Origin of the sequence: Streptomyces sp. KL109B (assembly GCF_030766935.1) — a bacterium.
Taxonomy (GTDB): domain Bacteria; phylum Actinomycetota; class Actinomycetes; order Streptomycetales; family Streptomycetaceae; genus Streptomyces.
Window position 1 is genome coordinate 154,712 of sequence record NZ_JASERL010000008.1, and the last position, 24,354, is coordinate 179,065.

The 24,354-nt window shown below is 69.7% G+C and carries 20 protein-coding genes; 13 read left to right on the plus strand and 7 right to left on the minus strand.

Annotation, left to right across the window (positions count from 1 at the left end):
* Window positions 1-32 precede the first annotated feature (32 nt).
* The 5 genes from pgeF to RBJ65_RS26370 all read left to right on the plus strand — a co-directional run bounded on the left by pgeF (window position 33) and on the right by RBJ65_RS26370 (window position 3,829).
* Entirely contained in the window at window positions 33-752 is a 720-nt protein-coding gene (gene pgeF / locus RBJ65_RS26350) for a peptidoglycan editing factor PgeF (RefSeq protein ID WP_372341366.1), read from the plus strand.
* A gap of 6 nt (window positions 753-758) precedes the next feature.
* Window positions 759-1,487 carry a YggS family pyridoxal phosphate-dependent enzyme gene (locus RBJ65_RS26355; protein ID WP_306321274.1) on the plus strand — a complete coding sequence of 243 codons (729 nt, stop codon included), beginning with the start codon at window positions 759-761 and terminating at the stop codon, window positions 1,485-1,487.
* A gap of 126 nt (window positions 1,488-1,613) precedes the next feature.
* The gene (locus RBJ65_RS26360) at window positions 1,614-2,258 is read left to right on the plus strand and encodes a cell division protein SepF (RefSeq protein WP_306321273.1); all 645 of its coding nucleotides are present in this window, start codon (window positions 1,614-1,616) and stop codon (window positions 2,256-2,258) included.
* Between the two features lie 73 nt (window positions 2,259-2,331).
* Window positions 2,332-2,628, plus strand: a complete 297-nt coding sequence (locus RBJ65_RS26365; RefSeq protein WP_306321272.1) for a YggT family protein — start codon at window positions 2,332-2,334, stop codon at window positions 2,626-2,628.
* A gap of 46 nt (window positions 2,629-2,674) precedes the next feature.
* Window positions 2,675-3,829, plus strand: coding sequence for a DivIVA domain-containing protein (locus RBJ65_RS26370; RefSeq protein WP_306321271.1), 1,155 nt, complete (start codon window positions 2,675-2,677; stop codon window positions 3,827-3,829).
* 303 nt (window positions 3,830-4,132) lie between these two features.
* On the opposite strand, the gene ileS is transcribed toward RBJ65_RS26370, so the two are convergent.
* Together ileS and RBJ65_RS26380 are read right to left on the minus strand one after the other, a co-directional pair.
* Window positions 4,133-7,279, minus strand: coding sequence for an isoleucine--tRNA ligase (gene ileS, locus RBJ65_RS26375; protein WP_306321270.1), 3,147 nt, complete (start codon window positions 7,277-7,279; stop codon window positions 4,133-4,135).
* A 656-nt stretch (window positions 7,280-7,935) separates the two neighbouring features.
* Window positions 7,936-8,568 carry a hypothetical protein gene (locus RBJ65_RS26380; RefSeq protein WP_306321269.1) on the minus strand — a complete coding sequence of 211 codons (633 nt, stop codon included), beginning with the start codon at window positions 8,566-8,568 and terminating at the stop codon, window positions 7,936-7,938.
* Between RBJ65_RS26380 and RBJ65_RS26385 the strand changes: the two genes are divergently transcribed.
* From RBJ65_RS26385 to RBJ65_RS26410, 6 genes are all read left to right on the plus strand, one after another.
* Window positions 8,561-9,316 (plus strand): TraR/DksA family transcriptional regulator, encoded by a 756-nt coding sequence (locus RBJ65_RS26385; RefSeq protein ID WP_306321268.1) that lies wholly within the window; start codon window positions 8,561-8,563, stop codon window positions 9,314-9,316. The two genes, RBJ65_RS26380 and RBJ65_RS26385, sit on opposite strands and share 8 nt — an antisense overlap.
* Window positions 9,317-9,439: 123 nt before the next feature.
* On the plus strand, window positions 9,440-10,024 hold the full coding sequence (gene lspA / locus RBJ65_RS26390) for a signal peptidase II (protein ID WP_306321267.1): 585 nt from the start codon (window positions 9,440-9,442) through the stop codon (window positions 10,022-10,024).
* Window positions 10,025-10,076: 52 nt separating this feature from the next.
* Window positions 10,077-11,018: an RluA family pseudouridine synthase gene (locus tag RBJ65_RS26395; RefSeq protein ID WP_306321266.1), complete on the plus strand. Its 942-nt coding sequence runs from the start codon at window positions 10,077-10,079 to the stop codon at window positions 11,016-11,018.
* 14 nt (window positions 11,019-11,032) lie between these two features.
* Window positions 11,033-11,506, plus strand: coding sequence for a GNAT family N-acetyltransferase (locus RBJ65_RS26400; protein WP_306321374.1), 474 nt, complete (start codon window positions 11,033-11,035; stop codon window positions 11,504-11,506).
* A 137-nt stretch (window positions 11,507-11,643) separates the two neighbouring features.
* On the plus strand, window positions 11,644-13,230 hold the full coding sequence (locus tag RBJ65_RS26405; protein WP_306321265.1) for a Na+/H+ antiporter: 1,587 nt from the start codon (window positions 11,644-11,646) through the stop codon (window positions 13,228-13,230).
* 114 nt (window positions 13,231-13,344) lie between these two features.
* Window positions 13,345-14,091, plus strand: coding sequence for an SDR family NAD(P)-dependent oxidoreductase (locus tag RBJ65_RS26410; protein WP_306321264.1), 747 nt, complete (start codon window positions 13,345-13,347; stop codon window positions 14,089-14,091).
* 10 nt (window positions 14,092-14,101) lie between these two features.
* On the opposite strand, the gene RBJ65_RS26415 is transcribed toward RBJ65_RS26410, so the two are convergent.
* On the minus strand, window positions 14,102-15,208 hold the full coding sequence (locus tag RBJ65_RS26415) for a mechanosensitive ion channel family protein (RefSeq protein ID WP_306321263.1): 1,107 nt from the start codon (window positions 15,206-15,208) through the stop codon (window positions 14,102-14,104).
* 62 nt (window positions 15,209-15,270) lie between these two features.
* Between RBJ65_RS26415 and RBJ65_RS26420 the strand changes: the two genes are divergently transcribed.
* Entirely contained in the window at window positions 15,271-15,840 is a 570-nt protein-coding gene (locus tag RBJ65_RS26420) for a dienelactone hydrolase family protein (protein ID WP_306321262.1), read from the plus strand.
* Window positions 15,841-15,876: 36 nt separating this feature from the next.
* Here the strand turns inward: RBJ65_RS26420 and RBJ65_RS26425 are convergent, their stop codons facing one another.
* From RBJ65_RS26425 to RBJ65_RS26440, 4 genes are all read right to left on the minus strand, one after another.
* Window positions 15,877-17,532: an alkaline phosphatase gene (locus RBJ65_RS26425; RefSeq protein ID WP_306321261.1), complete on the minus strand. Its 1,656-nt coding sequence runs from the start codon at window positions 17,530-17,532 to the stop codon at window positions 15,877-15,879.
* 98 nt (window positions 17,533-17,630) lie between these two features.
* Window positions 17,631-18,482, minus strand: a complete 852-nt coding sequence (locus tag RBJ65_RS26430) for a thioredoxin domain-containing protein (protein WP_306321260.1) — start codon at window positions 18,480-18,482, stop codon at window positions 17,631-17,633.
* Window positions 18,483-18,527: 45 nt separating this feature from the next.
* Window positions 18,528-19,211 (minus strand): hypothetical protein, encoded by a 684-nt coding sequence (locus RBJ65_RS26435; protein WP_306321259.1) that lies wholly within the window; start codon window positions 19,209-19,211, stop codon window positions 18,528-18,530.
* A gap of 73 nt (window positions 19,212-19,284) precedes the next feature.
* The gene (locus RBJ65_RS26440) at window positions 19,285-20,610 is read right to left on the minus strand and encodes a DUF2252 domain-containing protein (RefSeq protein WP_306321258.1); all 1,326 of its coding nucleotides are present in this window, start codon (window positions 20,608-20,610) and stop codon (window positions 19,285-19,287) included.
* Between the two features lie 178 nt (window positions 20,611-20,788).
* Between RBJ65_RS26440 and dnaE the strand changes: the two genes are divergently transcribed.
* A complete protein-coding gene (gene dnaE, locus RBJ65_RS26445) occupies window positions 20,789-24,328 on the plus strand; it encodes a DNA polymerase III subunit alpha (protein WP_306321257.1) in 3,540 nt (1,179 codons plus the stop codon).
* Window positions 24,329-24,354: the final 26 nt, after the last annotated feature.

Consider the following 24,354-nt stretch of genomic DNA (forward strand, 5'->3'; position numbering starts at 1 on the left):
ACGACGCGACAGTGATAGGACAACATCACACTGTGTCTTCTACGAGTGGCGCCCACTTCGCCTTCACCGACCGGTGGGGCGGGGTGAGCGCCGCTCCGTACGAGGAGCTGAACCTCGGCGGCGCGGTCGGCGACGACCCCGAAGCCGTCCTGCGCAACCGGGAACTGGCGGCCGGGGCGCTCGGCCTCGACCCCTCCCGGGTCGTGTGGATGAACCAGGTGCACGGCCCCGACGTCGCGGTCGTGGACGGACCTTGGGCCGCCGAAGCCGACATTCCACGCGTCGACGCGCTCGTCACCACGCGGCGCGGGCTCGCCCCCGCCGTGCTCACCGCCGACTGCACCCCCGTACTCCTCGCCGACCCGGTCGCCGGAGTCGTCGCCGCCGCGCACGCGGGGCGGCCCGGCATGGTCGCCGGGGTGGTGCCCGCCGCGGTGGAGGCGATGGTGGAGCAGGGCGCCGAGCCTTCCCGGATCATCGCCCGCACGGGGCCCGCGGTCTGCGGTCGCTGCTACGAGGTCCCGGCCGTGATGCGGGCCGAGGTCGCCGCGGTGGAGCCGGCGGCGTACGCCGAGACCAGCTGGGGCACCCCGGCCGTCGATGTGACCGCCGGGGTCCACGCCCAGCTGGAGCGGCTCGGGGTGCGTGACCGGGAGCAGTCGCCGGTGTGCACACTTGAGTCGCACGATCACTTCTCGTACCGCCGCGACAAGGCCACCGGCCGACTCGCCGGCTATGTCTGGCTGGACTGAGACGACATGACGAACCTTCAAGGCCGTACGGCGGAGCTCGCCTCGAACCTGGCCGCGGTGGAGGAACGTATCACCGCGGCCTGCGAGGCGGCCGGGCGCAAGCGGGATGATGTGACCCTCATCGTGGTCACGAAGACCTACCCCGCGAGCGACGTACGGATCCTGTCCGGGCTCGGGGTGCGGCACGTGGCGGAGAACCGGGACCAGGACGCGGCGCCCAAGGCCGCGGAATGCTCGGATCTGCCGCTTACGTGGCACTTTGTCGGTCAGCTTCAGACCAACAAGGTCCGTTCCGTGGCGAGTTATGCCGACCTGGTGCAGTCCGTCGATCGCGCCAAGCTCGTCACGGCCCTCTCCAAGGAAGCCGTGCGGGCCGAACGCGAGCTGGGTTGCCTGATCCAGGTCGCGCTCGACGCCGGTGCGGACGGCCGGGGAGAGCGCGGGGGCATCGGCCCCGGCGGAGTGGAGGAGTTGGCCGCTCGCGTGGCCGAAGCGCCGGGCTTGCGACTCGACGGTCTGATGACCGTCGCGCCGCTCACCGGGGAGTACGCGGGGCGGCAACAGGCGGCGTTCGAGCGGCTCATGGATTTGTCGACTCACCTGCGCGTGGCCCATCCGGCTGCGAACATGGTCTCGGCAGGGATGAGTTCGGATCTCGAGCAGGCCGTGGCGGCCGGAGCGACACATGTGCGCGTCGGTACGGCGGTCCTCGGTGTCCGACCCAGGCTCGGGTAACGTCGCGAAGAAGTCGGACCACAGCAGAAAATATGGTCATTCCCGCTGATGGGCGGGGAGGCCACGTGGATCGCGGGCACTTTGGTTGACGTCAGTCGATCCACCACAGAGCGGAGGACTCAGAGCATGGCCGGCGCGATGCGCAAGATGGCGGTCTACCTCGGCCTCGTGGAGGACGATGGGTACGACGGCCGGGGGTTCGACCCCGATGACGACTTCGAGCCCGAACTCGACCCGGAGCCCGAGCGTGACCGTCGACGGCACGAGCCGTCGCATCAGTCACACAGCTCCCATTCCGCGACGGATGTGGAGGAATCGGTCAGAGTGGTGCAGCCCCCGGCGCAGCGTGAACCGGTGCGCCAACCTGCTTCGCTCGCCGCTGAATCCGGACGTCCGGCACGAATCGCCCCCGTGGCATCCATCACACCTGAACGTCAGAGCCTGGAGAAGAACGCACCGGTGATCATGCCCAAGGTCGTGTCCGAGCGGGAGCCCTACCGCATCACCACTTTGCACCCCCGGACCTACAACGAGGCCCGTACCATCGGGGAACACTTCCGTGAGGGCACTCCGGTGATCATGAATCTGACGGAGATGGACGACACCGATGCGAAGCGACTTGTCGACTTTGCGGCCGGTCTTGTGTTCGGTCTTCACGGAAGCATCGAGCGAGTGACACAGAAGGTGTTCCTGTTGTCGCCTGCTAACGTCGATGTCACGGCGGAGGACAAGGCCCGTATCGCAGAGGGCGGGTTCTTCAACCAGAGCTGAGACGCAGCACTAGTTCAACGGCTAGCTTGGCTAGTCGCGCAGCACGAGACACAGGGGAGAGGGAACCGCCGAGATGGGCGTGGTAATGCAGGTGCTCTACGTCGCGCTGATGTGTTTCCTCATCGTGCTGATCTTTCGGTTGGTCATGGACTACGTCTTCCAGTTCGCCCGCTCGTGGCAACCCGGCAAGGCGATGGTGGTCGTTCTGGAGGCCACTTACACTGTCACTGATCCACCGCTGAAGCTTCTGCGGCGGTTCATTCCGCCGCTGCGTCTCGGGGGCGTGGCGCTCGACCTGTCCTTCTTCGTACTGATGATCATCGTCTGGGTCCTGATCTCGATCGTGCAGAACGTCGGGATGCGACTGTGAACGATACGGTCTTGCCGAATGCCGACGACAACGTTGAGGTGAAGAGATGCCGTTGACCCCCGAGGACGTGCGGAACAAGCAGTTCACGACCGTCCGCCTCCGAGAAGGCTATGACGAGGACGAGGTCGATGCCTTCCTCGATGAGGTCGAAGCCGAACTGACCCGTCTCCTACGTGAGAACGAGGATCTGCGCGCGAAACTCGCCGCAGCCACCCGCGCCGCCGCGCAGAACCAGCAGCAGGGCGGCATGCGCAAGGGCCCTGGCGGTCCTGGTGGGCCCGGCGGCCCCGGCGGTCCTGGTGGACCCGAGGGTCCGCAGGACCAGCAGCAGGGTCCCCCGCAGGGCATGCGAGGCCCCGGCGCCCCGGTGCCCGCCGGTATATCGGGCCCGCCGCAGCAGCAGATGGGCGGCCCCATGGGTGGTCCGCCCCAGCTGCCGAGCGGTGCCCCGCAGCTGCCGGCCGGCCCGGGTGGCCATGGTCCGCAGGGCGGCCAGCAGGGTCCCGGCCCGATGGGCCAGGGTCCGATGGGCGGCCCGATGGGCGGTCCCATGGGCGGCCACGGTGGCCCGCAGCTGCCGCAGCCCGGTCAGGGTCCCGGTGGCGACAGCGCCGCCCGTGTCCTCTCGCTGGCCCAGCAGACCGCCGACCAGGCGATCGCCGAGGCCCGCTCCGAGGCGAACAAGATCGTCGGCGAGGCGCGCAGCCGTGCCGAGGGTCTTGAGCGTGACGCCCGTGCCAAGGCCGACGCCCTGGAGCGGGACGCGCAGGAGAAGCACCGCGTCGCGATGGGCTCCCTGGAGTCCGCCCGCGCCACGCTGGAGCGCAAGGTCGAGGACCTGCGTGGCTTCGAGCGCGAGTACCGCACGCGTCTGAAGTCCTACCTGGAGTCGCAGCTGCGCCAGCTGGAGACCCAGGCCGACGACTCGCTGGCCCCGCCGCGTACGCCGGCGACCGCCTCGCTGCCGCCGTCCCCGGCGCCGTCGATGGCTCCGGCCGGTGCGGGTGCGCCGTCCTACGGTGGCAACCAGTCGATGGGCGGCAACCAGCAGAACGGTGGCCCGTCGTACGGGGGCGGCCAGCAGCAGATGTCGCCCGCGATGACGCAGCCGATGGCTCCGGTGCGGCCGCAGGGTCCGCAGCCGATGGGGCAGGCGCCCTCGCCGATGCGTGGGTTCCTCATTGACGAGGACGACAACTGAGCGGCGCGTATTGCTCGTAGCGCCTGGTAGTAGCTAGGCGTCGGCATTCATTCAGACCTTGGCCCGGATCGTTTCTGCGATCCGGGCCAAGGTCTTTTGTGTTGCGCTTGGGGTGGGCGGGAATCGTTGCGGTCGACCGTGCCGCCGGTCGTGGGGCTCTGCCCCGGGCCCCGCTGCTCAATCGCCGCAGGGGCTTGATTGTGGTCGTCAGGGCTGACACGCGATCGCCGGGCGGGCTTGACTTATCAAGCCCGCCCGGCGATTGAGGGCGAGGGGTCTGGGGGCGGAGCCCCCAGGGCGGGGCTAGGCCTTGCGGAGGCTGAAGGTCAGGCTCAGGCCCTCGTCGGTGAAGGCGGAGCCGTACGTGTCGTCCGGCTCGCCCTGGGCGAAGTCCGTGGCGAGGACCTCGTCGGCGATCAGGCCCGCGTGCTCGGACAGCGCCGAGATCACCGCCGGGTCCGTGGACGTCCAGCGCAGGGCGATCCGGTCCGCGACGTCCAGGCCGCTGTTCTTGCGGGCCTCCTGGATCAGGCGGATCGCGTCACGGGCCAGGCCCGCCTGCCGCAGCTCCTCCGTGAGCTCCAGGTCGAGCGCCACCGTGGCGCCGGAGTCCGAGGCCACGGACCAGCCCTCGCGCGGGGTCTCCGTGATGATGACCTCGTCCGGGGCGAGGTCGATCTTCTCGCCGTCGACCTCGACCGAGGCGTTGCCCTCGCGCAGGGCCAGGGACAGCGCCGCCGCGTCCGCGTTGGCGACCGCCTTCGCGACGTCCTGGACGCGCTTGCCGAACCGCTTGCCCAGGGCGCGGAAGTTGGCCTTGGCCGTCGTGTCGACCAGCGAGCCGCCGACCTCCGAGAGGGAGGCCAGGGAGGAGACGTTCAGCTCCTCCGTGATCTGGGCCTGAAGCTCGGGGGAGAGGGCGGCGAAGCCCGTCGCCGCGACCAGCGCGCGCGAGAGCGGCTGGCGGGTCTTGACGCCCGACTCCGCGCGCGTGGCGCGGCCGAGTTCGACGAGGCGGCGGACCAGGGCCATCTGCGTCGACAGGGTCGGGTCGATCGCCGACGTGTCGGCCTCCGGCCACGACGACAGGTGGACCGACTCCGCGGCGTCCGGGGTCACCGGGACGACCAGGTCCTGCCAGACCCGCTCCGCGATGAACGGCGTGAGCGGCGCCATCAGCTGAGTGACCGTCACCACCACGTCGTGCAGGGTGCGCAGGGCCGCCTTGTCGCCCTGCCAGAAGCGGCGGCGCGAGCGGCGCACGTACCAGTTCGACAGGTCGTCGACGAACGCCGAGAGCAGCTTGCCGGCGCGCTGGGTGTCGTACGCCTCAAGGGACTTGGTGACCTCGGCCGTCAGCAGGTGCAGCTCGCTGAGCAGCCAGCGGTCCAGGACCGTGCGGTCGGCGGGCGCCGGGTCGGCCTCGCTGGGCGCCCACTCCGACGTACGGGCGTACAGGGCCTGGAAGGCGACCGTGTTCCAGTACGTGAGGAGGGTTTTACGTACCACTTCCTGGATGGTGCCGTGGCCGACGCGGCGGGCCGCCCACGGGGAGCCGCCGGCCGCCATGAACCAGCGCACCGCGTCCGCGCCGTGCCGGTCCATCAGCGGGATCGGGTCCAGGGTGTTGCCCAGGTGCTTGGACATCTTGCGGCCGTCCTCGGCGAGGATGTGGCCGAGGCAGACCACGTTCTCGAAGGACGACTTGTCGAACACGAGGGTGCCGACGGCCATCAGTGTGTAGAACCAGCCGCGCGTCTGGTCGATGGCCTCACAGATGAACTGCGCCGGGTAGCGGGACTCGAAGAGCTCCTTGTTCTTGTACGGGTAGCCGTACTGCGCGAACGGCATCGAGCCCGAGTCGTACCAGGCGTCGATGACCTCCGGCACGCGCACGGCTGTCCGCGAGCAGCCCTCGTGCGTGCACGTGAAGGTCACGTCGTCGATGTACGGGCGGTGCGGGTCGAGGGACGACTGGTCGGTGCCCGTCAGCCCGCCCAGCTCCTCGCGCGAGCCGACGCACGTGAGGTGGTTCTCCTCGCAGCGCCAGATCGGCAGCGGGGTGCCCCAGTAGCGGTTGCGGGACAGCGCCCAGTCGATGTTGTTGCTCAGCCAGTCGCCGAAGCGGCCGTGCTTGACCGTCTCCGGGAACCAGTTGGTCTCCTCGTTCTCCTGGAGGAGGCGATCCTTGATGGCCGTGGTGCGGATGTACCAGGACGGCTGCGCGTAGTAGAGCAGCGCCGTGTGGCAGCGCCAGCAGTGCGGATAGCTGTGCTCGTACGGGATGTGCTTGAAGAGCAGACCGCGGTTCTGGAGGTCCTCGGTCAGCCGTTCGTCGGCCTTCTTAAAGAAGACGCCACCTACGAGGTCGAGCTCCTCCTCGAAGGTGCCGTCCGGGCGGACCGGGTTCACGACCGGCATGCCGTACGAGCGGCAGACCTTGAGGTCGTCCTCACCGAAGGCGGGGGACTGGTGGACGAGGCCGGTGCCGTCCTCCGTCGTCACGTACTCGGCGTTGACGACGTAGTGCGCCTCGCCCGCGTCGGCCGGGAACTCAACGAGCTCGAACGGACGTTGGTACTTCCAACGCTCCATCTCGGCACCGGTGAAGGACTCGCCGGTCGTCTCCCAGCCCTCGCCGAGCGCCTTCTCGACGAGCGGCTCGGCGACGACGAGCTTCTCCTCGCCGTTCGTGGCGACGACGTACGTCACGTCGGGGTGCGCGGCGACCGCCGTGTTGGACACCAGGGTCCACGGGGTCGTCGTCCAGATCAGGAGCGCGGCCTGACCCGCCAGCGGACCGGAGGTGAGGGGGAAACGGACATAGACCGAGGGGTCCACGACCGTCTCGTAGCCCTGGGCCAGCTCGTGGTCGGAGAGGCCGGTGCCGCAGCGCGGGCACCAGGGGGCGACGCGGTGGTCCTGGACCAGCAGGCCCTTGTTGAAGATCTCCTTCAGCGACCACCAGACCGAGTCGACGTACTCCGGGTTCATCGTCCGGTACGCGTCGTCGAGGTCGACCCAGTAACCCATGCGGGTCGTCAGCTCGGAGAAGGCGTCGGTGTGCCGGGTCACGGACTCGCGGCACTTGGCGTTGAACTCGGCGATGCCGTACGCCTCGATGTCCTTCTTGCCGCTGAAGCCGAGCTCCTTCTCGACCGCCAGCTCCACCGGGAGGCCGTGACAGTCCCAGCCCGCCTTACGGGCCACGTGGTAGCCGCGCATGGTGCGGAAGCGGGGGAACACGTCCTTGAAGACGCGGGCCTCGATGTGGTGGGCGCCCGGCATGCCGTTGGCCGTGGGCGGGCCCTCGTAGAACACCCACTCGGGGCGCCCCTCGGACTGCTCCAGGGTCTTGGCGAAGATCTTCTGCTCGTCCCAGAAGTCGAGCACCGCGTGCTCGAGGGCGGGCAGGTCGACCTGGGCGGGCACCTGGCGGTACTGCGTCATCAGTCTTCCTCCGGCGGATCTGCCTTCTTCCGTCGAAGGGACGAGAGCCTTGCGCTGCGCCGTGTGCGGCGCGCTCCCGCGGTACCACCCTTCTTGGCCCGCCGGGGCGTGGTGCGCTCCGGTGAGCCCCCTCATTGGGGTCGCGATGCCGGGTCTACTGGCCGCGGGCTGTGCGCTGCGGCGTTCTTCCGGCGGCTCCGGGGTGATCTTCGCGTCGCGCTCGCCACCGGGCTTCCACCGTCCCCGGTTCGCTCTTGGCTGCGTACGCCGCTACTCGGCCCCATCCACGCTTCTCGCACCGCCCAGTGTACGGCGCCCGGGAGGGCGCGGCCGACCGGTTTTCACGGGGGTGTGGGAGGGCGGGGTGCGGGTGCGCCCGGTGACCCGAATGGCCATACGCGGACTGTCCGATCCTGGCCGGTCACTCCGCGCGCCGGGGCCGGACGGGCGACCGGCGGATTACCGGGCGGGGAGCTGGGCACAACGCTTGCAGGTTCGTCGCGTGGCGGTCGCGAGGCCTTCGCAAGGGGTCGGATCCGGTGGAGTGCCCCGTTGCCGCGGACCTGGAGTCGATTTATCGTCCCAGCACGATTCGCGAGCAAGATCACAAATTGTGAAGGGGCCGCGACCATGGTGGCGAAGAAGACCGCCGTTCATCAGTCGGAGTCCAGGAGAACCACGGACGCGGCGGCCTCCGGCGGTGCCGGGAAGGGCGCGGCCGGAGCGAAGGCTTCGACGTCGGCGACGTCGAAGCCGAAGGAGACCCCCACCGGCAAGAAGAAGCCGGCCGCCGCGTCGCACGCGACCGCCCACAAGAAGGCCAACGGTTCCGCGAGCACGGCCAAGGCCGAGAAGGCGACGGCTACGAAGGCGGCGCCGGAGAAGGCGACGGCTACGAAGGCGACGGCTACGACGGCGAGGTCCACGGAGGCCGCGTCTACGAAGAGCACTGCCACGAAAGCCACGTCTACGAAGAGCGCCGCTACGAAAGCTGCCTCCACGAAGGCGGCCGCTACGAAGGCGGCTGTTACGGAAGAGGGCGCTACGAAAGCCGCCTCCACGAAGGCGGCCGCTACGAAGGCGGCTGTCACGGAGGAGGGCGCTACGAAGGCGGCTCCCGAGAAGGCAGCGACCAAGAAGGCGGCGTCGGCGAAGAGCGCAAGCAAGAAGACGGCGTCGGGTGAGACATCCGCGAGCAAGAAGGCCGTGGGCGGGGCAGCCGCGGCCAAGAAGGCTGCGGGCGGGACCGCCGTAGGCGAGGAGGCCGCGAACGAGACGGCCGTGGACAAGAAGACAGCGGGTGGGGCAGCCGCGGCCAAGAAGGCCGCGGTGAAGAAGAGCGTCACCAAGAAGGCGGACGGGGCCACGTCCGCCGGGGGTGCGAAGGCTGAGGGGGCGGGGGCCGGGAAGGTCGACGCCCACGCAGAAGGGGCCCTCGGCGTGGGGGAGAAGGGGGACGGCGCCGGCCGGTCGGGCGGGCGCAAGGGCGCGAAGAAGACGGTCGCCTCCGCGGCCGAGGGCGCGGCCGAGGCCGCGAAGACGACGGGAGCCACGACAGTGGTTGCGAAGAAGACGCAGGGCACGGCCACGGCGACCAAGAAGCCGAGCGCGGTACCCAAGGCGCGCGGCACCGCCGAGCCCGGCGAGCTGGCCGTCCGTCCGGGCGAGGATCCCTGGACCCCGGAGGAGGCCGAGGAGGCGCGCGCCGAGCTGCAGAGCGAGGTGCTGCGGCTCGGGAGCGAGATCGCCGCCGCCGAGGAGGGCCTCGCGGGCCTGATGCGCGACTCCGGGGACGGGGCCGGCGACGACGAGGCCGACACCGGCACCAAGAACATCACCCGCGAGCACGAGATGGCGCTCGCGGCCAACGCGCGCGAGATGCTGCTGCAGACCGAGCGCGCCCTGGAGCGCCTCGACGCGGGGACGTACGGGCTCTGCGAGAACTGCGGGAACCCCATCGGGAAGGCGCGCATGCAGGCGTTCCCCAGGGCGACCCTGTGCGTGGAGTGCAAGCAGAAGCAGGAGCGCCGCTACTGAGCCACTGAGTGTCGGCGCCACTGAGCGTCGGCACCGGGCGTCGCGCCGGGCACCGGACCATATGGGCGCGTCCGGGCGTGCCGTACTCTCGTCCTCAGTCAGGTACTAGGTTGAGGGACTCACGTGGCAGAGGCGGAGCGCATCATCGGTACGCCGGATTCCCCGGATGCGGGGGCAGCCGAGCCGGAGCAGGCCGAGGAGCAGGTCCAGGAGCGGCCGAAGGGCAAGCGGCGGATCGCCGCGCTGTTCGTCGTGGCCGCCCTCGCGTACCTCCTGGACCTGGGCAGCAAGCTGATCGTGGTGGCGAAGCTGGAGCACCGCGACTCGATCCAGGTCCTCGGTGACTGGCTGCAGCTCGAAGTGATCAGGAACCCGGGCGCCGCCTGGGGCATCGGCGAGGCCTTCACGATCATCTTCACCCTGATCGCGGCCGCCGTGATCGTCGTGATCGCGCGCCTTGCCAGGAAGCTCTACAGCACGCCGTGGGCGATCGCGCTCGGTCTGCTGCTCGGCGGGGCCCTCGGCAACCTCACGGACCGGATCTTCCGGGCGCCGGGCATCTTCGAGGGCGCCGTCGTGGACTTCATCGCGCCGAAGCACTACCCGGTGTTCAACCTCGCCGACTCGGCGATCGTGTGCGGCGGCATCCTGATCGTGATCCTGTCCTTCCGCGGCATCGACCCCGACGGGTCCGTGCACAAAGACTGAGGTCAGCGACCTCGTGTGCGGGAGTGTCGGTGGGCTCCTGCATACTCGATGCGTGAGCACGATTCCCGAGATCCGCACCCTGCCCGTTCCCGATGGCCTGGAGGGCGAGCGCGTCGACGCCGCCATCTCCCGCATGTTCGGCTTCTCCCGCACCAAGGCCGCCGAGCTCGCCGCCGCCGGGAAGGTCCAGGTCGACGGCTCCGTCGTGGGCAAGTCCGAGCGGGTGCACGGCGGTGCCTGGATGGAAGTGGAGATGCCGCAGGCGCCCGCTCCCGTACAGATCGTCGCCGAGCCCGTCGAGGGCATGGAGATCGTGCACGACGACGACGACATTGTTGTGATCATGAAGCCTGTGGGGGTTGCCGCGCACCCCAGTCCCGGCTGGACCGGGACCACCGTGATCGGCGGCCTCGCCGCCGCCGGGTACCGGATCTCCACCTCCGGCGCCGCCGAGCGCCAGGGCATCGTGCACCGGCTCGACGTGGGCACGTCGGGCCTGATGGTCGTCGCCAAGTCGGAGCGGGCGTACACGTCGCTGAAGCGCCAGTTCAAGGAGCGCGTCCCGGACAAGCGGTACAACGCGCTGGTGCAGGGCCACCCCGACCCCATGAGCGGCACCATCGACGCCCCCATCGGCCGGCACCCGAACCACGACTACAAGTGGGCCGTGACCGCCGAGGGCAAGCCGTCCGTCACGCACTACGACCTCATCGAGGCCTTCCGTGCCGCCTCGCTCCTCGACATCAAGCTGGAGACGGGGCGCACCCACCAGATCCGCGTCCACATGTCGGCGCACCGGCACCCGTGCGTCGGCGACCTGACGTACGGCGCGGACCCCACGATCGCGAAGCGGCTCGGCCTCACGCGCCAGTGGCTGCACGCGGTGCGGCTCGGCTTCGAGCACCCGTCGGACGGCCGGTGGGTCGAGTTCGAGAGCGACTACCCCGAGGACCTGCAGACGGCCCTCGACCGGGTGCGGGCGGAGAGCGCGTGACCGCCGCCGAACCCTTGGGCACGCGCGCGTACGTGACTCGCGTCGCGGACTCCGACCCGGACCGGCAGGCCTGCTTCGCCGTCCGCAAGGAGGTCTTCGTCGTCGAGCAGCGGGTGCCCGAGGACCTCGAGTACGACGCGTACGACGCCGGGGCGGTGCACGTCCTCGCCGTCCGGGCGGACGGCGAGCCGCTCGGCACCGGGCGCCTCCTCACGGGCGAGGCCGCCGCCGCGAAGAACGGCGGGGCGGCGGACGTCGGGGCACTCGGCCGGCTCGCCGTGACCAAGGCCGCGCGCGGCCTCGGTGTGGGTGCGGCGCTGGTGCGGGCCATCGAGGACGCGGCACGCGCGCGTGGGCTCGCCGCCGTGGACCTGCACGCGCAGACGCGGGCGCTGGGCTTCTACGAGCGCCTCGGATACGTCGCGTACGGGCCGGAGTTCCTGGACGCGGGGATCGACCACCGCGCGATGCGCAAGCCGCTCGGCTGAGCACCACTCCACCGAAGGCCCACCGGAGGTCCACCGGAGGAAAGGCCGGTCGGGCCGGAAAAAGACGATTTGATCCGGAGTGCGTGGCACTCTTGAGGCCGGAACGCGCATGATCGTCGAGTCTGGTCGGAGCCCCCGTGGATCAATTGGCCCTGCTGTTCGTGCTGTTGCTCGGGGCCGTGCTGACCGTGCCGCTCGGAGACCGGCTCGGCCTGCCGTCGCCCGTCCTGATGACGCTGCTCGGCATCGCCCTGGCGCTGATCCAGGCGGTGCCGAACGTCGACATCAACCCGGACCTGATCCTGCCGCTGGTGCTGCCACCTCTGCTCTACGCGGCCGTGCACCGCACCTCCTGGCGGCAGTTCGCGGCCAATAAACGGCCGATCTTCCTGCTCGCCGTGGCGCTGGTCTTCGTCACCACGGCCGCGGTCGCCTTCGTCGCCGACGCCATCGTGCCGGGCCTGCCGGTCGCCGCGGCCGTCGCGCTCGGCGCGCTCGTGGCGCCGCCCGACCCGGTCGCCGCGACCGCCGTCGCCGGTCAACTCGGCCTGCCCCGGCGCATGGTGTCGATCCTGGAGGGCGAGGGCCTGTTCAACGACGTGACCGCGATCGTGCTGTACCACGTCGCGATCGCCGCCGCCGTCAGCGGCACCTTCTCGCTGCCGCGCGCCGCGCTCGACCTGGTGCTGTCCGCGGTCGTCGCCATCCTCGTCGGCTGGGCGCTCGGCTGGATCGCCAACAAGCTCATCGGCTACCTCGGCGACGCCACCCTCCAGATCGGCCTCACGCTGCTGATCCCCTACGCCTCGTACGTCCTCGCCGAGGAACTCAAGGGCTCGGGCGTGCTCGCGGTCCTGACCACGGCGATGTTCCTGGCCGAGCACGCCTTCGACGCCGACGACGTGATGACGCGGCTCACCGGGAGCGCCTTCTGGGACGTCGTGGACACCCTCGTCACGGGCGTCGCCTTCGGCCTCATCGGCCTCGAGGTGCACAACGTCGTGCGGACCGCGCAGGGCCGCTGGGGCGAGATGCTGGGCTGGGCGGGCGCGGTCGTCGCGGTCGTCATCCTCGTACGGCTGCTGTGGCTGTTGCCGATGACGTGGGTGACGCGACGGATGCACCTGAGGCGCGACGTCGACGAGGACATCCCGGTCAGCTGGCGCGAGACGGTCGTCATGTGGTGGGCCGGAATGCGCGGCGTCGCCTCGGTGGCGCTGGCCCTCGCCATCCCGCTGACCATGGACGACGGCTCACCCTTCCCGGACCGGGACGAGATCGTCTTCCTCGCGTTCGGGGTGATCATGGCGACGCTTGTGCTGCAGGGGCTGAGCCTGCCGTGGCTGGTGAAGAAGCTCGGCGTGCGCAGCGACAACTCCCTGGAGCGGGAGTACGAGAAGCAGCTCGCGCTGCGCGCCGCGAAGGCGGCCAAGCGGCGGCTCAAGGAGATCGAGGAGGTCGAGGAGCTGCCGGAGGAGGTGCAGGAGCAGATGCTGCGCCGCGCCTACGACATCGGCCTGCGCATCAACCCGGAGATGGGCGCGGACGAGCGGCGCGAGAAGCAGGCCAAGCGGGTCGCCCGGATCAAGCGGATCCGCCGCATCCAGTCGGAGATGATGTCCGCGGCCCGCCACGAGGTCCTCGCGGCCCGCAGCGAACCGGGCTCCGACCCGGAGGTGGTCGACAAGGTGCTCAGAAAACTGGATGTGCGCAGCCTGCGGTGAGGCGGTCGTGGTCTTCGTGGTCTTCGTGGTCTTCATGGGCTTCGGGGTAATGCTTGGGGCAAGAGTCGAGGCACGTCGGGCTCGGCGCATCCTCGAAGTTCTAGGCTCGTGCCTATGGCACGCAACGTGATAATCACCGGAGGCGGCACGGGAATCGGGCTCGCCGCGGCCCAGTCCTTCGCCGCGGAAGGGGACCGGGTGCTGCTGCTCGGGCGGCGTATCGAGGTCCTGGAGAAGGCCGATGTGCCCGGCGCGCTGAGGTACCCGGCCGATCTCAGTACGGTCGAGGGGGCGCGCGGCGCCGCCGGCTTCGCCCTGGAGGCGTTCGCCGGGACGGTCGACGTGCTCGTGCACAGCGCGGGCGGGTTCGGCGGCCGGACCCATCCGGCCCCGGAGGGCGACGATCCGCTGGACGCCGTGGCCCACGAATGGAACGCCAACTTCCGTATCAATACGCTCACTTCGGTGCTGCTGACCGAGGCGCTGCGCGAGCACCTGACCGCGCCGGGCGGCCGGATCGTGTTCGTCTCCTCGATCGCCGGGCTGCGCGGCTCGAACCAGGGCTCGTACGGCGCCGCCAAGGCGGCCCTGCACCCGTACACGTTCGACCTCGCCCGGCAGCTCGGCCCGCGCGGCATCACCGTGAACACCATCGCGCCCGGCTATATCGAGGACACCGACTTCTTCGGCCCGACGATGCCCGAGGCGGAGTACCGGCGCCGCGTCGACGCCATCCCGACCGGCCGCGCGGGGACGCCCCAGGACATCGCGTCCACCGTGCTGTGGCTGGCCTCGCCCGGCGGCGGCCATGTCAGCGGGCAGATCGTCCAGGTCAACGGCGGGGAGCTGCTGGGGCGTTAGCGCGCGTTCCTCAGCCCCGCCCCGTGCGCGGGGCCCGGCCGTCCCGGCTGATCACGTGGTCCGGGAGGGAGTCCAGCTCGTCCGGGGCGACCAGCGCCGTCGCCGTGTTGATCCGCGGCAGCGCGTACGGGTGGAAGTCGGTCAGCCAGCGCACCAGTTGCTCGCGGACCTGGACCCGCACCGTCCAGATGTCGTCCGCGTCCTTGGCCGTGACCAGGGCGCGGACCTGGAGGGTGCTGGGCGTGGTGTCGGTGACGGCGAGGCCCCAGTCGCGGCCGTCCCAGGCGGCGCACTCGCGCAGCACGTCGTGCAGCTTCTCGCGCATCTCGGGCACGGGCGCGCTGTGGTCGAGGTGGAAGAAGACGGTGCCGGTCATCTGGGCGCCGCCGCGCGACCAGTTCTCGAACGGCTTCGACGTGAAGTACGAGACCGGCATGGTGATCCGCCGCTCGTCCCAGGTGCGTACGGCGAGGAAGGTCAGGGTGATCTCCTCGACCGTGCCCCACTCGCCGTCCACGACCACGGTGTCGCCGATCCGCACCATGTCGCCGAACGCGATCTGGAGCCCTGCAAAAAGGTTTCCGAGCGTGGACTGCGCGGCGACACCGGCGACGATGCCCAGGATGCCGGCCGAGGCCAGCAGCGAGGCCCCGGCCGCCCTGAAGGCGGGGAACGTCAGGAGCATCGCGGCCGCCGCCACGACGCCGACGACCGCGATGACGACGCGCTGGATCAGCGTGACCTGGGTGCGTACGCGCCGGACCCGGGCCGGATCGCGCTGCGCGGTGGCGTACCGGGCGTAGGACGACTCGACTATGGCGGAGGAGATCCGCACGGCGAGCCAGGCGGTGGCGCCGATCAGGACCAGGCTAAGCGTTTCTCCAATGCCGCCGTTGTGTTCCTTCGCGAGGCCCGTCTGGTCGTACGAGCCCCGCAGCAGCGCCGCGCACAGGACGAACTGGAGCGGCAGCCGGCAGCGGCGAAGCAGCCCCCATAGTGGGGTCTCGTGGTGGCGCTGGTCGGTGCGCTTCAACAACCGGTCGACGGCCCACCCCACGAGCAGCGTGAGCACGACCGAGCCGCCAATGACGATCAGGGGGCGCAGTACGTTCTCCATGCAACGACGGTAACCGGGATCGGGCGCGGCTAACCTGCGGGGTCCCTGGCACCATGGAGCCCATGAACATCATGCTTTTCCATTCGGCGTTCGGACTGCGGCCCGCCGTGGAGTCCGCCGCCGACCGGCTGCGCGCCGCCGGGCACGAGGTGTGGACCCCCGACCTCTTCGAGGGCCGCACCTTCGACACCGTCGAGGAGGGCATGGCCTTCAAGGACGAGATCGGCAAGGACGAGCTGCTCAAGCGCGCCGTCCTGGCCGCCGCCCCGTACTCCGACCGCGGGCTCGTCTACGCCGGGTTCTCGCTCGGCGCCGCGACCGCGCAGACCCTCGCCCTCGGCGACGAGAAGGCGAAGGGGCTGCTGCTCCTGCACGGCACCTCGGACATCTCGGAGGGCGTCACCGTGGACGAGCTGCCGGTGCAGCTGCACGTCGCCGAGCCCGACCCCTTCGAGACGGACGACTGGCTGACCGCCTGGTACCTGCAGATGGGCCGCACGGGCGCCGATGTCGAGGTCTACCGCTACGCGGGCGCCGGGCACCTCTACACGGACCCCGATCTGCCGGACTACGACGAGGAGGCCGCCGAGGCCACCTGGCGGGTGGCGCTCGGCTTCCTCGAAACCCTGTAGGCCCTCTAGACCCTCTAGGCCCTCTAGCGCGCTGCTTTACGCGACCGGGGTGTCCACCCGCTCGACCTTCTGCGTACCGGTGAGGGTGCGGTACGAGCGCTTCCAGGCGGACGTGGCGTTGGCGTCCGCGCGGTCGGAGACCACGTAGAAGTCCATCTGCGCCCGCTCGGCGGTGACGTCCAGGACGCCGTACCCGTGGTGGTCCATGTCCAGCCAGCGCACGTGCCGGTTGGCCGCCTTGATGGCGCCCTCGGCGACCGTGGAGAGCGTGTCCGGGGCGACGTGCAGGATGTCGTCCAGGTTGTCGGAGGTCACGGACGTGACCACGAACTCCGTCGCCGCGGACGGGGACAGCGGGTACGTCGCCGCCTTGACCGGTACGTCGTTGGCCCACGCCATGTGGATGTCGCCGGTCAGGAAGACGGTGTCGCGGACGGCGTGCTCGCGCAGGTGGGAGATCAGCTCGGCGCGGTCGTGCGTATAGCCGTCCCACTGGTCGACGTTGATCGCCAGGCCTTCCTTCGGGAGGCCGAGCAACTCGGCGAGCGGGCCCGTGAGATGCGCGGGCAGCGCGCCGAAGGCGACCGGCGAGATCATCACCGAGGTGCCGACCAGCTTCCAGTGGGCGTCCGAGGCGGTGAGGCCCGACTTCAGCCAGTCGAGCTGGGCGCGGCCCGTGATCGTACGGTCCGGGGAGTCGACGGCGCCGTTGCCGACGCTCGACTGCTCGGAGCGGAACGAGCGCAGGTCGAGGAGGTGCAGGTCGGCGAGCGAGCCGAACCGGAGCCGTCTGAAGACGGTGCCCGCGGTGGACGGGCGTACCGGCATCCACTCGAAGTAGGCCTGCTTGGCGGCCTGTTGGCGCGCCGCCCAGTCGCCCTCGGTGTCCGGGGTGTGGTTCTCGGCACCGCCCGACCAGGCGTCGTTGGCGAACTCGTGGTCGTCCCAGATCGCGATGAGCGGGTGCGTGGCCTGCATCGCCTGGACGTCGGCGTCCGTCTTGGTCTGGCCGTGCCGGGTGCGGTAGTCGGCGAGCGAGACGATCTCGTGGGTGGGCGCGTGCTGCCGGACGGTGTAGTCGGCGGTCGGGTACTCGCCGGTCTTGTACTCGTAGAGGTAGTCGCCGAGGTGCAGGACCGCGTCCAGGTCGGTGCGGGCTGCCAGGTGCCGGTACGGGGAGTAGTAGCCGGCCTCCCAGTTGGCGCAGGAGACGACGCCGAAGCGCAGGCCCGCGGGGGACGCGTCGGCGGCGGGTGTGGTGCGGGTGCGGCCCACGGGGGAGTGGGTGGCGTCCACGGAGAAGCGGAAGTAATAGGCGGTCTCCGGGCGCAAGCCCCTTACGTCGGCCTTCACCGTGTGGTCGGAGGCGGCGCTCGCGGTCACGGTTCCGCGGCCGACGACCGTACGGAAGCCCTTGTCCTCGGCGATCTCCCAACTCACCCGTACGTCGGGTCCCTTGCCGGAGCCGGGTATCGCCTCCGCGGTCGGGGTCACGCGCGTCCACAGCAGGACCCCGTCGGGCAGCGGGTCGCCGGACGCGACGCCGTGCAGGAAGGCGGGGGCCTCGGCGGCGTGGGCGGGGGACGTGGCCGCGAGCGGTGCGGCGAGCGCGGCGCCGGCGGCCGCGGCCTTGACGACCGTGCGGCGGCTCGGGGCGGATGCCGGGGCGGATTGATCGAATCGACTGGTCACAGCCGGTCAGACTACTGACTGGTAGATACAAAAAGCGGGCGAACCCGAAAGAGTTCGCCCGCTCTTCGCGCAGCGGCCTTCGCGCACCGGTTGGATCGTCAGCCCTTGAGGGCCTTCTTGATCGCGGTGTTGTACTCGGCCACGGTCATCGGCGCGTTCTGGCCGTCCGAACCCGTCAGCTTCTTGCCGTCCATGACGAGGCTGGGAGTGCCGGTGACCTCGTCCTTGTTCGAGTTGAACTTCTTGGACATCTTCAACGCCCACGCGTCGTAGGTGCCGTCCTCGACGTCCTTCTGGAAGGCCTTGTTGCCCTTGAGCGAGTCCACACTGTCGGCGACCTTGATCAGGTAGTCGTCGTCCTTGAACTTGTCCTCGCTCTCATCGGGGTGGAACTTCGCCGAGTAGAGCGCCTCCTTGTAGTCGACGAAGGCGTCCTGGCTCACGTTGAGGGCCGCGCCGAGCGCGCTCAGCGCGTTCTTCGAGCCTTCGCCCCGGGTGCCCACGTCGCCCTTGCCCGGGTCGTCGCCGTCGATGAAGGTGGCACCGATGTACTGGAGCTTGAACTTGCCCGCCTCGACGTCCTTGTGGAGCGTCGGGCCGACGGTCTGCTCGAAGGAGGCGCAGACCGGGCAGCGCGAGTCCTCGTAGACCTTCAGGGTCTTCTTCGCGCTGCTCTTGCCGATGACGACCGTCGTGCCGTCCTTGCCGGAGGTGTGTGCGGGCGCCTTCACGGCGGAGGACTTGGCGTCCATCGCCGTCTGCCATTCCGAGGGCTTGCTGGCCTGCATCACCGCGTAGCCGATGCCGCCGGCGATCGCCAGGACCGCGACGATGGAAACGCCGACGATCACCTGCCGCTTCGTCTTCTCCTTCTTGGCCTGGCGCTCGCGTTCGATGCGCAGCCGCTCGCGGGCCGCCGTCTTCGCCTGCTGGCTGTTGCGCTTGCTCATGGTCGTACTCCGTAGGTCTGTGAAAAACGTCCGTCTGGGGTGAGGTCAGGCGGCGAGCGGCGGCGGTCCGCGCCGTCCTACGGAGTGCACCCACAGCCGGGTGCGGGAGGCCGGTACGCGCGGGGCGGGGCGGCGCGGCAGGCGCACGGCCGGCTCGCGCCGGACGGTGACCGCGGCGACCGCGATCAGCAGCGGCCGGAACGCGAAGGCGGCGACCGCGCGCAGCAGTTGGGCCAGGGCCTGTTCGCCGCGGCGCAGCCAGGCGGCCGCGAGCAGGCCCACGGCGATGTGCGCGCCGAGCAGCAGCCAGGAGGCCGCCGGGTCGGTGTGGGCGAACAGGGCGGCGGCCTTGTCGGTGCTGCCACCCGTCATCCGGGCCAGCGGGGTGCCCACGTTCCCGGCACACAGCACGTCGAAGCCGAACTGGCGCAGCGGGCCCGCGACGGGGCCGCCCGCCTCGCCGTAACAGACGTGCTGGCCGGTCGTGAAGACCGTGTCGGCGGCCAGTTCAAGCGGGACGAGCAGGGCGGCGATGCGGCCGAAGCCGCGCTCGCGGCCCGCCAGCGCGTACGCGATCACGAAGACGGCCGCGGCGGTCGCGGCGACCGTCGTGAGCGGCAGCGGAGCCCGGGACAGCAGTACGTGCGACGCGACGGACAGCGTCACGACGAAGGCCGTGAACAGCGCCGCGCGCATCACTCGTAGTGGAGTCCCGGATATGTCGTCCATCGCGGAGGAGTGTCCCATGCCGTGCGGTAAACGATGCCTAAAGGGTTCCTGTGCGTCAGGTACGGGCGGCCCCTCACAGCCCCGGGATCCGGCCGTTGCGGAACAGGTCCACGAAGATCTGGTGGTCCGCACGCGCGCGTGCCCCGTAGGAGTGCGCGAACTCGACCAGGAGAGGCGCGAAACCGTCCTCGTCGGCGGCGATCGCCGCGTCGATGGCGCGCTCCGTGGAGAACGGGACGAGCGACTCGCCTGACTGGTCGTCGGCCGCCGCGTGCATCGTCGCCGTGGCCCGGCCGAGGTCGGCGACGACCGCCGCGATCTCCTCCAGGTCGTCGATGTCGCCCCAGTCCAGGTCCACCGCGTACGGCGAGACCTCGGCGACCAGCTGCCCGGCGCCGTCCAGCTCCGTCCAGCCCAGCCACGGGTCGGCGTGCGCCTGGAGGGCGCGCTGCGAGATGACCGTGCGGTGGCCCTCGTGCTGGAAGTAGCCACGGACCGCCTGGTCGGTGATGTGCCGTGAGACGGCCGGGGTCTGGGCCTGCTTGAGATAGATCACGACATCGTTCTCCAGGGCGTCGCTGTTGCCCTCCAGAAGGATGTTGTACGAGGGCAGGCCCGCGGAGCCGATGCCGATGCCGCGGCGCCCGACCACATCCTTCACGCGGTACGAGTCCGGGCGGGCGAGGGAGGACTCCGGCAGCGTCTCCAGGTAGCCGTCGAACGCCGCGAGCACCTTGTACCGCGTCGCCGCGTCCAGCTCGATGGCGCCGCCGCCGGGCGCGAAGCGGCGCTCGAAGTCGCGGATCTCCGTCATGGTCTCCAGGAGGCCGAAACGGGTCAGCGCGCGGGCGTCGCGCAGCGCCTCCAGGAGCGGGCCCTCCGCCGTGTCCAGCGTGAAGGGCGGCACCTCGTCGCTCTTGGCGCCCGTCGCGAGCGCGTGGATGCGCTCGCGGTAGGCCTCCGCGTACGTGCGCACCAGGTCGGTGATCTGTTCGTCGCCGAGCGCCTTGGAGTAGCCGATCAGCGCCACGGAGGCGGCGAAGCGCTTGAGGTCCCAGGTGAAGGGGCCCACGTACGCCTCGTCGAAGTCGTTCACGTTGAAGATCAGCCGGCCCGTGGAGTCCATGTACGTGCCGAAGTTCTCCGCGTGCAGGTCGCCGTGGATCCACACCCGGCTGGTGCGGTCGTCCAGGAACGGCCCGCCGTGCTGCTCGCGCTCCACGTCCCGGTAGAACAGGCAGGCCGTGCCCCGGTAGAACGCGAAGGCGGAGGCGGCCATCTTGCGGAACTTCACGCGGAAGGCCGCCGGGTCCGCGGCGAGGAGCTCGCCGAACGCGGTGTCGAAGACGGAGAGGATCTGCTCGCCGCGCTGCTCAGCGGTGGGCTGCGGTTCCGACATCGCTGGGTGCCTCCTGGTGCGGGTGATGCGTGAGCTGTGTGACACGCAGGACAAGTGTTCTGTCCAGTCCAACGCACGACCGTACCCCCGAGTGCCCGCGGGTTGTCAGTGCGCGGTCGTAGACTTCCAAGCTGTCCCTCATCCGCCCGCCCGGTGTTTTCCATTGGAGGCCCCCACCGTGTCAAAGCCGCCCTTCACGCACCTGCACGTGCACACCCAGTACTCGCTGCTGGACGGTGCGGCGCGGCTGAAGGACATGTTCAAGGCCGCCGGCGACATGGGCATGACGCACATCGCGATGTCCGACCACGGCAACCTGCACGGGGCGTACGACTTCTTCCACACCGCGGAGAAGGCGGGCATCACGCCGATCATCGGCATCGAGGCGTACGTCGCCCCCGAGTCCCGGCGCACCAAGCGGAAGATCCAGTGGGGCCAGCCGCACCAGAAGCGCGACGACGTCTCCGGTTCCGGTGGTTACACCCACAAGACGATGTGGGCGGCGAACAGCACGGGGCTGCACAACCTGTTCAAGCTGACCTCGGACGCGTACGCCGAGGGCTGGCTGCAGAAGTGGCCGCGCATGGACAAGGAGACGCTCTCCCAGTGGAGCGAGGGCATCATCGCCTCCACCGGCTGCCCCTCGGGCGAGGTCCAGACCCGCCTCCGCCTCGGCCAGTTCGACGAGGCGGTCAAGGCGGCCGCCGAGTACCAGGACATCTTCGGCAAGGACCGGTACTTCCTGGAGCTGATGGACCACGGGATCGACATCGAGCACAAGGTCCGCGAGGACCTGCTGCGGGTCGGCAAGAAGGTCGGCATCCCGCCGCTGGTGACGAACGACTCGCACTACACGTACGCGCACGAGGCGACCGCGCACGACGCGCTGCTGTGCATCCAGACCGGCAAGAACCTCTCCGACCCGGACCGCTTCCGGTTCAACGGCACGGGCTACTACCTGAAGTCGACCGACGAGATGTACGCCGTCGACTCCTCGGACGCCTGGCAGGAGGGCTGCCGGAACACGCTGCTCGTGGCCGAGCAGATCGACACGACCGGCATGTTCGAGAAGCGCGACCTCATGCCGAAGTTCGAGATCCCGGAGGGCTTCACCGAGGTCACCTGGTTCCAGGAAGAGGTCCGGGTCGGCATGCAGCGCCGCTATCCGGGCGGTGTCCCCGACGACCGGCAGAAGCAGGCCGAGTACGAGATGGACATCATCATCCAGATGGGGTTCCCGGGATACTTCCTGGTCGTCGCGGACTTCATCATGTGGGCGAAGAACAACGGCATCGCGGTCGGTCCAGGGCGAGGCTCCGCGGCCGGTTCGATCGTCGCCTACGCGATGGGCATCACCGACCTCGACCCGATCACGCACGGCCTGATCTTCGAGCGCTTCCTCAACCCCGAGCGCGTCTCCATGCCCGACGTCGACATCGACTTCGACGAGCGCAGGCGCGTCGAAGTGATCAGGTACGTGACCGAGAAGTACGGCGCCGACAAGGTCGCCATGATCGGCACGTACGGCAAGATCAAGGCCAAGAACGCGATCAAGGACTCCGCGCGCGTGCTCGGCTACCCGTACGCGATGGGCGACCGCCTCACCAAGGCGATGCCCGCCGACGTCCTCGGCAAGGGCATCGACCTCGACGGCATCACCAACCCCGAGCACCCCCGCTACTCGGAGGCGGGCGAGATCCGGGGGATGTACGAGAACGAGGCGGACGTCAAGAAGGTCATCGACACCGCCAAGGGCGTCGAGGGCCTGGTCCGGCAGATGGGCGTGCACGCGGCCGGCGTGATCATGTCCAGCGAGCCGATCGTCGACCACGCCCCGCTGTGGACCCGGCACACCGACGGCGTGACCATCACGCAGTGGGACTACCCGCAGTGCGAGTCGCTCGGCCTCCTGAAGATGGACTTCCTGGGCCTCCGCAACCTCACGATCATGGACGACGCCGTCAAGATGGTGCGGTCCAACAAGGGCATCGACCTGGAGATGCTCGACCTCCCGCTGGACGACCCGAAGACCTTCGAACTGCTCTGCCGCGGTGACACGCTGGGCGTCTTCCAGTTCGACGGCGGCCCGATGCGCTCGCTGCTGCGCCAGATGCAGCCCGACAACTTCGAGGACATTTCCGCCGTCTCGGCCCTGTACCGGCCGGGCCCGATGGGCATGAACTCGCACATCAACTACGCGGAGCGCAAGAACGGCCGCCAGGAGATCTCGCCGATCCACCCGGAGCTCGAAGAGCCCCTGAAGGACACGCTCGGCCTCACCTACGGCCTCATCGTGTACCAGGAGCAGGTGCAGAAGGCCGCGCAGATCGTCGCCGGTTACTCGCTCGGCGAGGCCGACGTGCTGCGCCGCGTGATGGGCAAGAAGAAGCCCGAGGAACTGGCGAAGAACTTCGTGCTCTTCCAGGAGGGCGCCAAGAAGAAGGGCTTCTCCGACCAGGCGATCCAGGCGCTGTGGGACGTCCTGGTGCCGTTCGCCGGCTACGCGTTCAACAAGGCGCACTCCTCCGCGTACGGCCTGGTCACCTACTGGACCGCGTACCTGAAGGCGAACTACCCGGCCGAGTACATGGCCGCGCTGCTCACCTCGGTGAAGGACGACAAGGACAAGTCGGCCGTCTACCTCAACGAGTGCCGGCGCATGAAGATCAAGGTCCTGCCGCCGGACGTGAACGAGTCGGTGCACAACTTCGCCGCCCAGGGCGACGACGTGATCCTCTTCGGCCTGGAGGCGGTCCGTAACGTCGGTGGGAACGTGGTGGAGTCGATCACCCGGGCCCGCAAGGCGAAGGGGAAGTTCGCCTCGTTCCCCGACTACCTGGACAAGATCGAGGCCGCGGCCTGCAATAAGCGGACCACGGAATCGCTGATCAAGGCCGGCGCCTTCGACCAGATGGGACACACCCGCAAGGGGCTCACCGCCCAGTACGAGCCGATGATCGACAACGTCGTGGCGGTGAAGCGCAAGGAGGCCGAGGGGCAGTTCGACCTCTTCGGCGGCATGGGCGAGGGCGAGAGCGACGAACCGGGCTTCGGCCTCGACGTCGAGTTCTCCGAGGACGAGTGGGACAAGACGTATCTGCTCGCCCAGGAGCGCGAGATGCTCGGCCTGTACGTCTCCGACCACCCGCTCTTCGGCCTGGAGCACGTCCTGTCCGACAAGGCGGACGCGGGCATCGGCCAGCTCACCGGCGGCGACTTCGGCGACGGCGCGGTCGTCACGGTCGGCGGCATCATCTCCGGCCTCCAGCGCAAGATGACCAAGCAGGGCAACGCCTGGGCGATCGCGACCGTCGAGGACCTCGCCGGTTCCATCGAGTGCATGTTCTTCCCGGCGACGTACCAGCTGGTGTCCACGCAGCTCGTCGAGGACGCCGTCGTGTTCGTGAAGGGCCGCCTCGACAAGCGCGAGGACGTGCCGCGCCTGGTCGCCATGGAGATGCAGGTCCCCGACCTGTCGAACGCGGGCACCAACGCGCCCGTGGTCCTCACCATCCCCGCCCTCAAGGTGACCCCGCCGATGATCAGCCGCCTCGGCGAGATCCTCACCAACCACCGCGGCGACAGCGAGGTCCGGATCAAGCTCCAGGGGCCGCGCAAGACCACGGTGCTGCGGCTCGACCGGCACCGGGTGAAGCCGGACCCGGCGCTGTACGGAGACCTGAAGGTGCTGCTGGGACCGTCCTGCCTGGCGGGTTAGCGGCTACGGGAACGTAGAGACACGCG

What these genes read in the sequence shown, in the direction of transcription:
- RBJ65_RS26440 (WP_306321258.1), bottom strand. Translation starts at nt 20,610, where the DNA reads ATGTCGGAACCGCAGCCCACCGCTGAGCAGCGCGGCGAGCAGATCCTC.
- RBJ65_RS26360 (WP_306321273.1), top strand. Translation starts at nt 1,614, where the DNA reads ATGGCCGGCGCGATGCGCAAGATGGCGGTCTACCTCGGCCTCGTGGAG.
- RBJ65_RS26355 (WP_306321274.1), top strand. Translation starts at nt 759, where the DNA reads ATGACGAACCTTCAAGGCCGTACGGCGGAGCTCGCCTCGAACCTGGCC.
- RBJ65_RS26420 (WP_306321262.1), top strand. Translation starts at nt 15,271, where the DNA reads ATGAACATCATGCTTTTCCATTCGGCGTTCGGACTGCGGCCCGCCGTG.
- RBJ65_RS26415 (WP_306321263.1), bottom strand. Translation starts at nt 15,208, where the DNA reads ATGGAGAACGTACTGCGCCCCCTGATCGTCATTGGCGGCTCGGTCGTG.
- ileS (WP_306321270.1), bottom strand. Translation starts at nt 7,279, where the DNA reads ATGACGCAGTACCGCCAGGTGCCCGCCCAGGTCGACCTGCCCGCCCTC.
- RBJ65_RS26410 (WP_306321264.1), top strand. Translation starts at nt 13,345, where the DNA reads ATGGCACGCAACGTGATAATCACCGGAGGCGGCACGGGAATCGGGCTC.
- RBJ65_RS26430 (WP_306321260.1), bottom strand. Translation starts at nt 18,482, where the DNA reads ATGAGCAAGCGCAACAGCCAGCAGGCGAAGACGGCGGCCCGCGAGCGG.
- RBJ65_RS26435 (WP_306321259.1), bottom strand. Translation starts at nt 19,211, where the DNA reads ATGGACGACATATCCGGGACTCCACTACGAGTGATGCGCGCGGCGCTG.
- RBJ65_RS26370 (WP_306321271.1), top strand. Translation starts at nt 2,675, where the DNA reads ATGCCGTTGACCCCCGAGGACGTGCGGAACAAGCAGTTCACGACCGTC.
- RBJ65_RS26365 (WP_306321272.1), top strand. Translation starts at nt 2,332, where the DNA reads ATGGGCGTGGTAATGCAGGTGCTCTACGTCGCGCTGATGTGTTTCCTC.